Annotated in this window: 12 protein-coding genes and 1 tRNA gene; 5 read left to right on the top strand and 8 right to left on the bottom strand. The window is 58.8% G+C overall.

The window, feature by feature from the left end:
- Window positions 1-11: 11 nt before the first annotated feature.
- The 3 genes from mutM to mutY all read left to right on the top strand — a co-directional run bounded on the left by mutM (window position 12) and on the right by mutY (window position 3,933).
- A complete protein-coding gene (gene mutM / locus B2J89_RS08995; protein WP_169167673.1) occupies window positions 12-827 on the top strand; it encodes a bifunctional DNA-formamidopyrimidine glycosylase/DNA-(apurinic or apyrimidinic site) lyase in 816 nt (271 codons plus the stop codon).
- A 104-nt stretch (window positions 828-931) separates the two neighbouring features.
- A complete protein-coding gene (locus tag B2J89_RS08990; protein ID WP_169167672.1) occupies window positions 932-2,893 on the top strand; it encodes a dynamin family protein in 1,962 nt (653 codons plus the stop codon).
- Entirely contained in the window at window positions 2,890-3,933 is a 1,044-nt protein-coding gene (gene mutY / locus B2J89_RS08985; RefSeq protein WP_169167671.1) for an A/G-specific adenine glycosylase, read from the top strand. The genes B2J89_RS08990 and mutY overlap by 4 nt, the downstream gene beginning before the upstream one ends.
- 35 nt (window positions 3,934-3,968) lie before the next feature.
- Here the strand turns inward: mutY and rapZ are convergent, their stop codons facing one another.
- From rapZ to B2J89_RS08970, 3 genes are read right to left on the bottom strand one after another with little or no spacing between them, the layout of a single operon-like run.
- Window positions 3,969-4,832 (bottom strand): RNase adapter RapZ, encoded by an 864-nt coding sequence (rapZ, locus tag B2J89_RS08980; RefSeq protein ID WP_169167670.1) that lies wholly within the window; start codon window positions 4,830-4,832, stop codon window positions 3,969-3,971.
- A gap of 3 nt (window positions 4,833-4,835) precedes the next feature.
- Entirely contained in the window at window positions 4,836-6,503 is a 1,668-nt protein-coding gene (gene recN / locus B2J89_RS08975) for a DNA repair protein RecN (RefSeq protein ID WP_169167767.1), read from the bottom strand.
- Window positions 6,504-6,505: 2 nt separating this feature from the next.
- The gene (locus B2J89_RS08970) at window positions 6,506-7,402 is read right to left on the bottom strand and encodes an NAD kinase (protein WP_169167669.1); all 897 of its coding nucleotides are present in this window, start codon (window positions 7,400-7,402) and stop codon (window positions 6,506-6,508) included.
- A 28-nt stretch (window positions 7,403-7,430) separates the two neighbouring features.
- On the opposite strand from B2J89_RS08970, the gene hrcA reads away from it, so the two are divergent.
- The gene (hrcA, locus tag B2J89_RS08965) at window positions 7,431-8,435 is read left to right on the top strand and encodes a heat-inducible transcriptional repressor HrcA (protein ID WP_169167668.1); all 1,005 of its coding nucleotides are present in this window, start codon (window positions 7,431-7,433) and stop codon (window positions 8,433-8,435) included.
- 49 nt (window positions 8,436-8,484) lie between these two features.
- Window positions 8,485-8,561, top strand: a tRNA-Ile gene (locus tag B2J89_RS08960).
- 173 nt (window positions 8,562-8,734) lie between these two features.
- Here the strand turns inward: B2J89_RS08960 and B2J89_RS08955 are convergent.
- From B2J89_RS08955 to B2J89_RS08935, 5 genes are all read right to left on the bottom strand, one after another.
- Entirely contained in the window at window positions 8,735-9,070 is a 336-nt protein-coding gene (locus tag B2J89_RS08955; RefSeq protein WP_169168803.1) for a hypothetical protein, read from the bottom strand.
- Between the two features lie 87 nt (window positions 9,071-9,157).
- Entirely contained in the window at window positions 9,158-9,427 is a 270-nt protein-coding gene (locus tag B2J89_RS08950) for a hypothetical protein (protein ID WP_169168802.1), read from the bottom strand.
- Between the two features lie 386 nt (window positions 9,428-9,813).
- Window positions 9,814-10,254 carry a hypothetical protein gene (locus B2J89_RS08945; protein WP_169168801.1) on the bottom strand — a complete coding sequence of 147 codons (441 nt, stop codon included), beginning with the start codon at window positions 10,252-10,254 and terminating at the stop codon, window positions 9,814-9,816.
- 49 nt (window positions 10,255-10,303) lie between these two features.
- Window positions 10,304-10,450, bottom strand: a complete 147-nt coding sequence (locus B2J89_RS08940; protein WP_169168800.1) for a hypothetical protein — start codon at window positions 10,448-10,450, stop codon at window positions 10,304-10,306.
- A gap of 209 nt (window positions 10,451-10,659) precedes the next feature.
- Window positions 10,660-11,925 carry an IS256 family transposase gene (locus tag B2J89_RS08935; RefSeq protein ID WP_169168799.1) on the bottom strand — a complete coding sequence of 422 codons (1,266 nt, stop codon included), beginning with the start codon at window positions 11,923-11,925 and terminating at the stop codon, window positions 10,660-10,662.
- Window positions 11,926-11,979 lie beyond the last annotated feature (54 nt).

Genomic DNA, 11,979 nt, shown 5'->3' with positions numbered 1-11,979 from the left:
AGTGATTGTTGATGCCTGAACTGCCAGAAGTGGAAGTGACACGCCGCAGTTTTGCCGCCGCCATCGCGGGGGGGCGAATCCTCTCGGTCGAGACGGGAAAGCCGCTGCGCTGGCCCCTGGGAATTGACGCCCAGCGGTTGCAGGGACGTCGGGTGATGGGCGTGCGCAGGCGAGGCAAGTATTTGCTTCTGGACCTTGACGAAGGCATGCTGTTGCTCCATCTGGGCATGTCTGGCAGTCTCGGATTCGCCCAGACCTTGCCCGCGCGGGGCGTGCATGACCACTTTGAACTGTTCACCACGCATGGCGTGCTTCGATTGCACGACCCACGCAGGTTTGGCGCAGTGGTGTATGCCGGAAGCGAGCAGGATGCGGTGGCCATCAAACTGCTGAGTGGGCTGGGCATGGAGCCACTCTCGGATGGATTTTCGCTGGAACGTTTCAAGGCGGGTTTGAAAGCCGCTCGCGCTCCTGTCAAGCAGGTTTTGCTGGCAGGAAAGCTGGTAGTGGGCGTGGGTAATATCTATGCTTCCGAAGTGCTGTTCATGGCGGGAATTCGCCCGACGACCTCGGCAATGCACATTGGCCCGAAGAGAGCGCAAAGGTTGTACGACGCCATTCGGCAAGTCCTGCACGCCGCGGTGGACGCAGGGGGCAGTACCTTGCGAGATTTTTCCAGCGCCGATGGTCAGACGGGACATTTCCAGTTGCAGGCGCGTGTCTATGCCCGTGAAGGAATGCCCTGTCATACTTGCACGACGCCCGTGCGCATGCTGCGCCAGGGACAGCGCAGCAGTTTCTATTGTCCGAAATGCCAGCGCGCATGAAAGGCCACCGCGTTGCGCCAGCCGCGGACGCATGGCGCCGAGACCACGGTGGTGTATTTTTAGGCCGTCGGTCCCTGGACCAGACACTGAATTCCGGGAGCAGCGTGGGATCCTCATTCAACGAACAGTTCGAGCAGCATGGATCTTGGCGGCGCGAATTTGCCCAGCAATTGACGCGGCTGGCCGAATGGATGACGTCGCACGACCTCATGGAGTCCGCGATGCGTGAGCGTTTGCAACGGCTGCAAGACCAGGTGCGAACCGACAAGATCACGGTGGCTTTTGTCGCCGAGGTCTCGCGTGGCAAGTCAGAACTGATCAACGCCCTTTTTTTTGCGGATTTTGGCCGCCGCATCATGCCAGCCAGTGCCGGCAGAACCACCATGTGCCCGACCGAGCTGGGCTATGACTCTGCGCTGGCGCCAAGTTTGCGTTTGCTGCCGATTGATACCCGTTTGCAGGAGCAAGGCCTGACGGAGTGGCGAATGCGATCCGAGCAATGGGTCGATTTTCCGCTGGACATCCACGATGCCGATCAACTTGCACAGGCGATGGCGAAAGTGGCCCAGGTGCGCCACGTCAGTGTGGATGAGGCACGGGCTCTGGGGTTCTGGCACGACGAGTTGCCCGGCGAAAATCCTGTAGTGGACGCCCAGGGATATGTTGAAGTGCCGATGTGGCGGCATGCTCTCATCAACATGCCGCACCCCCTGCTCAAACAAGGCCTGGTGATTCTGGACACACCTGGGCTCAATGCCGTGGGCGCGGAGCCCGAGCTCACAGTCAACCTCATACCGCAGGCACAGGCGGTGGTTTTTATTCTGGGAGCGGACACCGGGGTCACGCGTTCGGATCTGTCCATCTGGCGGGAACATCTGACTTCTGCGCATGGCGGCAAAGAATCGCGCCTGGTGGTGCTCAACAAAATTGACACCCTCTGGGACACGCTCAGTTCGTCTGAGCAGGTGCAGTCGCAACTGGAGCGCCAGTGCGCCACATCTGCGCAATTGCTGGGTGTGCATCCAGAACAGGTTGTGTCGGTCTCTGCGCAAAAAGGTCTGGTGGCCAAGATCTCTGGCGATAGCGCTTTGTTGGCTGCGAGTGGTTTGCCGGTCCTGGAAGCTGCGTTGGCCGACGGCATTGTGGGTGGGCGTCAAGCGATTTTGCGCGCCGCCATCGCCGATGGGGTGGCAGGTTTGCGCAATCAAGCTGCGCGTGCAGTCCATATCCGCAGGCGTGATCTGGATGACCAGATGCTGGAGTTGCGCAGCCTGCGTGGCAAGAACGCTTCGGTGATTGCGTCGATGCGCCAGCGCATTGAGCAGGAGCAACGCGAATTCGAGTTGAGTGCCACCAAGATCCATGCGGTTCGGGCCGTGCACCTGAAACTGCTGGGTGCCGTTTTTGACAACCTCGGCGCAAAAACCTTGAAGGTGCATATGCAAGAGCTGAATGCATCGTTGCAGCACAGTGGATTAAAGCTGGGTATTCGCACACATTACACACAGTTGTTTGAGCGTTTGCGTGGCACCCTCACTGCGGCAGAGGCAGCTGCGGCGGAAATTCAGGCCATGCTCGGCGGGACATTTCGGCAACTCAATGCGGAGTTTGGTTTTTCTCTGCAGGTGGCTGCTGCGCCGCAATTTGCACAGTTTGTCGCGGATCTGGCGCGCGTCGAACACAGCCATATGCAGTACCTGAGCATGGGCAATGCGCTCAAGATGGCTCGGCCCGAGTTTTCGGCGCGCTTGGGGCGCGCATTGGCGCTGCGCCTGCGAGCATTGTTGGAATCGGTCGCCAACGAATTGGAACTCTGGAGCAACTCGGCCACGGCCCCTCTGAATGTGCAGCTGCGTGAGCGCCAGCGCAGTTTCGTGCGACGCATCGAAGCTGTGGACCGCATACAGCATGCCGCCAGTGGCTTGGTGGAACGCATTACAGAGATTGAGGGCAATGAATTGGCATTGGTGCAGATCGAGCAGCGACTCGAAGAACTTACTGGCGAATTGATGCGCTTGTCTGCCGGGGACGGCGCTACCCCGGCGTTGGGATTGCAAGCGGTATGAGGGACATGCCACAGACGATAGCCGCGCTGACGGTGCGCTGGCAGGAAGACCACGGGCGCAACCATTTGCCGTGGCAGCAAACGCGCGATCCTTACCGGGTGTGGCTGTCGGAAGTCATGCTGCAGCAAACCCAGGTGAGCACGGTATTGGACTACTACGCCCGTTTTTTGGAACGGTTCCCGGATGTGCGTGCGCTTGCCATGGCTTCTGAAGATGAGGTGCTGTCGCTCTGGAGTGGATTGGGGTACTACAGCCGAGCCCGCAATTTGCATCGCTGTGCCCAGCAAGTGATGGCGCTGCATGGCGGCGTTTTTCCTGGCAGCGCGCAGTTGCTGCAAACGCTGCCTGGGATTGGGCGCTCTACGGCTGGAGCGATTGCCGCGTTTTGCTTTGCAGAACGTGTGCCAATCTTGGATGCGAATGTGCGCCGCGTGCTGACGCGCATTCTCGGTTTCGAGGCCGATCTGGCGGTGGCCGCCAACGAACGCGCCTTGTGGGGCCAAGCGGAAATCTTGCTGCCGCGCACCGATTTGCCTGTCACCATGCCGCGTTACACACAGGGCTTGATGGATTTGGGGGCCACGGTGTGCCTACCGCGCAGACCCTTGTGCACGCAGTGTCCACTTGCACAGCAATGCATTGCTTTTAGGCAGGGTGATCCCGCACGTTATCCAGTGAAGTCCCGCAAACTAGTGCGCAAGTCTGTGTCTTGGTGGTTGCTGTTGCTGCGTGATGGCGTGGGACGCGTGCATTTGCAGAGGCGCCCCCCGACCGGAATCTGGGCTGGACTGCATTGCTTGCCGGTGTACGAACAAAGTGCCGCTTTGATGGAGCATCCTGCGTTTGGTGCCGCAGTCTCCGTCTCTGAGTGGCCTGTGTTTGTGCATGTGCTGACCCACAGGGATTTGCATCTGCATACAGTGCAGGTGCATCCTGCAGCTTCAGACTGGCAGGGCAGTGAAGGCGCATGGTTCAACCCTGCGCAGTGGAAGGATCTGGGATTGCCAGCTCCTATTCGCAAGCTGCTGGAGCGCATCTGAGAGGAAGCGGTGATGGGTGTGTGTTTGCCGTGGTGTCAGCGCGCATCGAGCTCACGGTGGCGCTGCAAGGTCGTCCACTGTGCCTTGAAGGTTTCCGCCAGGCGCTCCACCAAATAAACAGACCGGTGCTGGCCCCCCGTGCAGCCAATGGCGACTGTGACATAGCTGCGGTGGTTTTTCGCCAAAAAGTCCAACCAGTGCCCAAGGAAGTTTTCTATGTGCAGGCGCATCTCTGCCACTGCAGGCTGCTGGCTTAGAAAGTCCGCCACCGGTTTGTCCAGGCCAGTCAGTTCTCTCAGCGCAGGCTCGTAATGTGGGTTGGGAAGCATGCGCACGTCAAAGACATAATCCGCATCCACAGGAATGCCACGTTTAAAAGCGAACGACTGAAATACCAACGTGAGCTGCTCGGGTGGCGTGGAAATAAGGTCCTTGACATAGCCCTGCAATTGGGAGGCGCGGATCGTGCTGGTGTCAATCACATGCGCCTGCTCCCGCAGGTCCGCGAGCAACTCCCGCTCTTCGTCAATCACCTGCATCAGGGCGCGGGGCGCGTTCTTGAGCTCATCATGGGATAGCGGGTGGCGGCGCCGTGTTTCTGAAAAACGCCGCACCAGAGTGTCCGTGGTGGCATCCAGAAACAGGGAATGAACTTTGACGCCCTGGCTGCGCAGGCGGGCCAACTCTTGTGGGACTTGTGGCAGTGAAGTGGCGCTGCGCACATCCATGGCGATGGCAACGCGGTTGCCATGGTGCTGCGGTTCCAGTGCTACAAAGGAGGAAAGCAGCTCGGGAGGCAGGTTGTCAACGCAGTAGTAGCCGGCATCTTCCAATGCACGCAAGGCGACGGATTTTCCCGACCCCGACATTCCGGTGATCAATACAATTTCCAGGGCCATCGTCTATTTCTCCACATGTCTCAGGTCACGGAGGCCAAGCATCTCACGTGCATGGGCCAAAGTGGTGGGAGAGATGCGCTCTCCGCCCAGCATGCGCGCCACTTCCGAGATACGCTGCTCTTGCGCAATGGGGGTGACTGTGCTCGATGGGCCAGCGATTCCTCGGCCCTTGGAGACCACCAAATGGTGGTCGGCGCAGGCTGCCACCTGAGGTAAATGCGTCACCGCCAAGACCTGGCGGTCCCGGCCCAGTTGGCGCATCAAGCGGCCCACGGTCTCGGCCACCGCTCCGCCCACCCCCGAGTCCACTTCGTCGAAAATCAAGGTGGAAGCCGTGCCCAAAGCACTGGTTGCGACGGCAATGGCCAGGGAAATGCGCGACAGCTCTCCACCAGAAGCCACTTTTGCAACGGGGCGTGGCGTCATTCCGGCATGCCCAGCCACCAGAAAGATGACATCGTCCAGGCCGTGGCTGGCAGACGCATCGGCTTTCGCAACCACCACTTCAAATTTGCCACCTCCCATACCAAGTTCCTGCATGGCTTTGCTGATAGCACGCGACAAACCCGGAGCGGCTTTCGTGCGCGCAAGTGACAATTGGCGGGCCGCATCGCTGTAGGCTTCGGACAGAACGTGCTCCGTGGCTTCTAGCCCTGCCAGATCGGTTGCGGCATCGAGTTGCTGCACTTCAACTTTCCAAGAGTGCAACAGGGCAGAGAGCTCTGCAGGCTGGCGTTTGTAGCGGCGCGCGAGGGTAAGCCATTGCGAGACGCGGGCATCGAGTTCCTCCAGGCGTTGGGGGTCCAGTTCGGTACGCCGCAGATACGACTGCAAGGAGCGCGCAGCTTCGGTGGCTTGGGCGATGCTTGATGCCAGGATGTCCGTGAGAGCGGTGAATTCTGGCTCCAGGTGCGCTTGCTCTGTGAGCAAATGGTGCGCGCGTGCCAAATGGGTGCTCGCGCTGGCGTCGTCCTCGGCCAAGGCGGAAAAAGCGCCTTGTGCCGCGTCCAGGAGGGCTTGAGCGTGCGCAAGACGTGTGTGTTGTGCATTCAGCGTCTCCCATTCGCCCTCTGCCGGCGCCAATTTTTCCACCTCCGAGATTTGCCACTGCAAGCGCTCGCGCTCGCGCTGCAGCATGCTCTGTGCGGAGCGTGCATGGGCCAGCTTTTTTTGTACGGCGCGCCACTGTCCCCACTGGGACGCTACCTCTTGGTCAGACACGCCTGCATACGCGTCGAGCAGCCCGCGCACCGCATCCGGTTTGGTGAGACTTTGCCAGGCGTGCTGCCCATGGATGTCAAGCAGCTGTTGGCCGACGATACGCAGCTGCGATGCAGTGGCCGGGCTGCCGTTGATCCATGCGCGGCTCTTGCCTTGTGCGTCGATACTGCGCCGCAGCAGCAGCGTGTCGTCGCACTCAAAGCCAGCTTCCTCCAGCCACGGGTAGAGTGCGGGAGGGCAGTCAAATTCTGTGCAGACGTCCGTCCTCTCGGCGCCTTCGCGCACGGCGCCCGCTTCGGCACGGGCGCCCAATGAGAGCTGCACTGCATCGATCAGAATGGACTTTCCTGCCCCGGTTTCTCCGGTCAGGGCCGTGAATCCTTCGTGAAGGTCGAGGTCCAGTGCTTGGACGATGACAAAATCACGCAGGGCAATGCGCCTAAGGGCCATGTTCAAGAGCCTCCTTCGTTCCAGCGCAGTTTTTTGCGCAAGGTGTCAAAGTAGCTCCAGCCCCTTGGGTGCAGAAAACGAACGCAATATTCTGACCGGGTTACGAGAATGCGGTCACCGTGCAAAAGTGACGCCAAGGATTGCATGTCGAAGTTCGCGCTGATGTCTCTTCCGCCCACAACCTCTATGGCAATTTCTGTTGCGTCCGCTAAAACGATGGGGCGGTTGGACAGCGTGTGTGGAGCAATCGGAACCAAGACCCATCCCGGAATCGATGGATGGAGCATCGGTCCGCCCGCCGACAAGGCGTATGCGGTAGAGCCGGTGGGAGAGGCGATGATGAGCCCATCTGCTCTCTGGTTGGAGACGAAGTGACCCCCGACCTCCACACGCAACTCGACCATGCCGGAGGTTGCACCACGGTTGACGACGACGTCATTCATGGCGAAGGCATCAAATACGCAGGTTCCTTCGCGGATCACGCGAGCATGCATCAGTGGTCGGTGGTCTTCCTCGTACTCACCTCGCAGCATGGGAGGGAGCGTGGTGCGGTAGTTGCCAAGCGGAATGTCGGTGATGAAGCCCAGACGCCCCTGGTTGATTCCAATGAGAGGGGTGCCATGCCGCGCTAACTTGCGCCCAATGCTGAGCATGGTGCCATCACCTCCTACCACCAGTCCAACATCGCATTGCTCTCCGATAGCATCAGCGTCAAGAGCGTCATACTGCGGCAACCGTGCAGCAGCGGCGGTATCCGCTTCCAATGTGACTTTGCACCCCTGAGATACAAGGAATAAGGCAATGTTCTCAAGAACTTGCCGAGAGCTCTCGGCCGCAGCGCCAGTCACAGGAGTTTGGTATTTGCCTATCAATGCAACGTGGCGGAAATGGGGCTTCATATGGAAATTACATCATTAAAATCATTACATGCTCGATGATCGTGCCAAGCTGTTGCTCAAAGCGCTGATAGAGCGTTATATCGAGGATGGGCTACCCGTCGGATCGCGCACACTATCGCGCGCATCGGGTCTGGAGCTGTCGCCGGCAACTATCCGAAATGTCATGGCAGATCTGGAAGAGCTCGGGTTGATCACCAGTCCGCATACCTCTGCAGGGCGCATACCTACTGCCAAAGGCTATCGGTTGTTCGTGGACACCATGATGACTGTGCACCGTGAGCGGTTTGTGACGTCTTCACTGCTGCCAGAGCAGCCACAGAAGGTGATTGCCAACGCGGCCCATCTGCTGTCCAGCCTTTCGCAGTTCGTGGGTGTCGTCATGGCACCCCGCCGTACATCGGTTTTCCGCCACATTGAGTTCCTGCGCTTGTCCGAACGGCGCTTCCTGGTCATCATCGTCTCTCCGGATGGGGATGTTCAGAACCGGGTGATCTTTTCGGAAACGGATTTCACACAAAGTCAGTTGATCGAGACGGCAAATTTTCTCAATACGCACTATGCGGGCATGGAGATGGAGCAGGTGCGCGAGAGGCTCAAAAGCGAGGTGGAAATGTTGCGCAGCGAGATTGCGGCTCTCATGCAGGCCGCAGTCAACATCAGTTCCGAGGCCCTCACCCAGGCGCAAGACGAGGTCGTGATTTCAGGAGAGCGAAACCTGCTGGCCGTCAGTGACTTCTCTAAAGATATGGGCAATCTGCGGCGTGCTTTTGATCTGTTTGAACAGAAGACACAGATCTTGCGCTTGCTAGATGTGTCCAACCAAGCCGAGGGGATGCGCATATTCATTGGCGGTGAAAGTCAGGTTGTACCCTTCGAGGAGCTTTCGGTGGTCAGTGCTCCCTACGAGGTCAACGGCCAGGTAGTGGGCACATTGGGGGTGATCGGACCTATGCGAATGCCGTACGACAGAATGATTCAGATCGTAGATATCACTTCCAAACTGGTGTCGAACGCGCTCAGTCACCATAAGTAAGCCCCTACAATACTGGGCCTGCCGGCTTTGTCGCTGGGCGAGAGAGTATGGGGCGTTAGCTCAGTTGGTTAGAGCAGAGGACTCATAATCCTTTGGTCGTTGGTTCAAGTCCAACACGCCCTACCAATCTACATAAGGAAAGCCTGCTATCAATGCGATAGTGGGCTTTTTTCTTTTTCGTCCGATGTAAGGGCGGATGTAAGACGATTTCCGCAATCCCAGCTACCATCAGACAACAAAAAAGCCCCTTCAAGGGGCTCTATCATCCTGCGCTATTCAGCGCTTCCATCCTCACGTTCTCAGACGGACTTGCACTTGTTTTTAACTTGCGCCGTGTCAATTGCTTCAACTTCGCCTTTAAGTCGGGCAACGTCACCTTCATGGTCACCGGAAAGCTTGCTAAAGGGAATACCGAGGAGAAACACCCCTGCCGCGTCTGTGTTAGCTTTGCTGTCCTGCATTTTTGAGAACTTGTCCAAATCCGCGCGAGTGTCAATCATTTTTGTCGCCAGTGCGGGGCACTCAAGGTGTACAAATTTCTCGTGCGAAACATGGGAAGCCCGAATAGATTCGGGGCGGTTTGCGCAAGCGGTAAGAGCGCCAACAGCAAACAGGGTCAGAATAAGTTTGGTCAATTCACACTCCGTGGGTTTCAGGCAGTACATCACTACCTACATCTGCAAACACAAAATGTAACTTATGTATGTAGATGCTGAATTGAATTAGGTCAGTCGGCGCTTGCATGTAGTTTTTTGGTCAGTTGCAAGGTGAGAACGGCGCTTGTGAAAGTAGGGCAGCAGAGCCACGGCGCAGGCAATGCGCAGACGCATCGGCAGGCCGGGATGATTCATTGCATTCAGCAGCCATTGCAGCGGGGCGCTGGTCTCAGGAAGGCCATCAGCTAGCAGTGGCTTGTTACGACTGCCTGCGGGTCTGCCTGCCCCCTTCCTGCGGCCACCCCAGCCGTTTGCCGTCTTGATTGATTTCGTCATAGGGGATTTTTTCTGCGCGTGGAATACAGCGGGGTTTCCGGCGTCTCGGTTGCTACGCTTTTGATAGCCCCCTCCCTCTCTTAGCCTTGCACATTTTTTCTGGATGGTTAGCGTCGTTCGGCTGTACTGCCGGTTTACATCCAGCGCAGCACAGGCTTTGAACTGCCCCCCACCCTTGGCACACGCCCATAAAAATGTTCTCGATTCGCGGGCGTGTGCAAACCTAGTACCTGCCGGTTTCCATCGGCCAAGGCGCAAACATTGAACCCACCCCTGCCTCGCGCGCGCACAAGGGGCGTTTTGTGCGTTAGCGTTTCAGCGAATCGAACATGTCGGTTTCCCTTCTGCGTGTGCTGAACTTCTGAGCCGCCCCACCTTCAACTTGTCTAAAGCAGCTTGGCCTGGGCTGCGGGTGCATTGGTGCACTCTGCGGCGATGGAATCCGATTCCACAGCAGGCTCAGCCTGTTCGCTGTCGAAGTCTGCGCACCACTCGCCTGCAAGGTCGTGCAGTGCGTGAAGCTGGGTCATCTCATAGGACAGGTCGGCGTGTCGGTGGTCGCTGTGCAGCGCCATCCAATCAACAAGGGACTCGATACGGTCACACAGGCCCATCATGCGGCGCTGCAATGTGGCGATGGTCTTTGCCGCTTGCGAGTCGTTGGCGATGATTCCGAACTGTTCGCAGACTGCGCGAAGCTGCCACGGGTGAACCAGCACGCAATGCGGCTCATCAATGCCGTCTTGCTGGGTGAGCATGATGGCCGGGCCGTGTTGGTCGTTCACTTCTTCGGCGGTCATGTGGTGGTGAGTGAATTTGTTTTGCATGGTCACTGGGTTTTGGGGTGGTGGTCGCTTTAGGAGTGCATCGGTGCGCTCAGTCCCACGCGTTCAGGTCGTGGGCGTATTCGTCGCGCTCTCGGGTCAGACCATCGACTCCGACACGCACGGTGGGCGCAGGAGCTGGCTTGGTCGGCTTGCTGGCGTGGCGGGCAAATGCCCTTTGCTGTGCTGCGCGTGCCATGCCCAATCGGTCAAGGCGGGACGCTTTCCACTGCGAACTGCAACCCACTACTGCCCAGAGTTCAGCCAGTGAATGGATGGCGTGCGGGTGCTCTTTTGAGGGTGTGGAACGGGCGAACCCTACACAGGATAGGGTTCGAGGGCCTGTCCGAATTTCCGTGTGTGAGGCTCATTGAACCTTCACCAGTTTCGTGACGCTGGTTGAAGATATTACGTGCTCGATTTGGTGAACCGGTCTTCGTAGAGGATCGCGAATTGGTTCATCGCTGATTTCCAGTTGTTGGCCGCCCGTCCCCAGTCCTCGGTGATGTTGCGCAGTGCCAGCCAGATCAGCTTGGTGGCCGCGTCGTCGCTGGGGAAGTGTCCTCTGGTCTTGATGATCTTGCGCAGCCGCGCATTCACACTCTCAATCGCGTTGGTCGTGTAGATCACGCGCCGCACCTCGGGCGGGAAGGCGAAGAACGGGATGACCTTGTCCCAGGCCCTGCGCCAGGCGTTGACGACGGTCGGGAATTTCTGGCCCCATGGCCCCTGGGCAAACGCATCCAGTTCAGCCTCGGCCGCCTCGGCGCTCACGGCCGTGTAGATCGGCTTGATGGCTGCGGCCAGGCCCTTGCGGTCCTTCCATGACGCAAAATCCAGGCTGCCCCGGATCAGGTGCACGATGCAGGTCTGCAGCGTCGTGGCCGGGAACACCGCTTGCAGTGCCTCGGGCATGCCCTTGAGGCCATCGGTCACGGCGATCAGGATGTCATGGACTCCGCGGGTCTTCAGATCGTTGAACACCTTCATCCAGAACTTGGCACCTTCGGTGTTCTCGATCCAGATTCCCAGGATGTCACGGCTGCCATCGGGCAGTACGCCCAGAGCCAGGTACACGGCCTTGGAGCGCACGACAGCGTCCTCGCGGATCTTGACCCGCAGCGCGTCGAAGAACACCACCGGGTACATCGACTCCAACGGGCGGCTCTGCCAGGCCGTGACCTCGCTCATCACCGCGTCGGTGACACTGCTGATGAGGTCGGGCGAGACGTCTACCGAGTACATCTCGGCAAGAAAGCCCTGGATCTCGCGCACCGTCATGCCGCGTGCGTACATGGCGATGATTTTGTCGTCAAAGCCCGTAAAGCGGCGCTCATGCTTGCCGATGAGCAGCGGCTCGAAGGTGCCCTCGCGGTCGCGGGGAACGTCAATGCGCAAGGCGCCGACGTCGGTCAGCACGGTCTTGGCGCTCTTGCCGTTGCGGTGATTGGGGGCAGCCCCTTCGGGCTTGGCTTGGCCGGGCGCGTAGCCCAGGTGGTGACTCATCTCGGCGCCCAGCGCGCGTTCAAGAACCGACTTCTTGAACTGCTGGAAGATGCCCTCAAGCTCGGCTGGCGTTACCGGCCCTGGGATGAGCTGCTCCAGCAGCTCGGCTGAGAATTGCGGCTGCGCCGCCTTGTCCGTCGCTGCGGTGGTCTTCGTCTTGCGTGGCATTCATGCTCCTTGTTGACATGCTATGCCTCACACACAAAGTTTCTGACAGGCTCG

Source organism: Acidovorax sp. SRB_24 (assembly GCF_012931925.1).
The sequence above is the reverse complement of the archived record's forward strand: the minus strand, read 5'-3'. Positions and strand labels throughout refer to the sequence as shown.

Coding starts and splice junctions, on each gene's coding strand:
- B2J89_RS08940 (WP_169168800.1), bottom strand. CDS start 10,450: ATGGCACGCGCAGCACAGCAAAGGGCATTTGCCCGCCACGCCAGCAAG.
- rapZ (WP_169167670.1), bottom strand. CDS start 4,832: ATGGCCCTGGAAATTGTATTGATCACCGGAATGTCGGGGTCGGGAAAA.
- B2J89_RS08950 (WP_169168802.1), bottom strand. CDS start 9,427: ATGACGAAATCAATCAAGACGGCAAACGGCTGGGGTGGCCGCAGGAAG.
- B2J89_RS08945 (WP_169168801.1), bottom strand. CDS start 10,254: ATGCAAAACAAATTCACTCACCACCACATGACCGCCGAAGAAGTGAAC.
- mutM (WP_169167673.1), top strand. CDS start 12: ATGCCTGAACTGCCAGAAGTGGAAGTGACACGCCGCAGTTTTGCCGCC.
- mutY (WP_169167671.1), top strand. CDS start 2,890: ATGAGGGACATGCCACAGACGATAGCCGCGCTGACGGTGCGCTGGCAG.
- hrcA (WP_169167668.1), top strand. CDS start 7,431: ATGCTCGATGATCGTGCCAAGCTGTTGCTCAAAGCGCTGATAGAGCGT.
- B2J89_RS08970 (WP_169167669.1), bottom strand. CDS start 7,402: ATGAAGCCCCATTTCCGCCACGTTGCATTGATAGGCAAATACCAAACT.
- B2J89_RS08935 (WP_169168799.1), bottom strand. CDS start 11,925: ATGCCACGCAAGACGAAGACCACCGCAGCGACGGACAAGGCGGCGCAG.
- recN (WP_169167767.1), bottom strand. CDS start 6,503: ATGGCCCTTAGGCGCATTGCCCTGCGTGATTTTGTCATCGTCCAAGCA.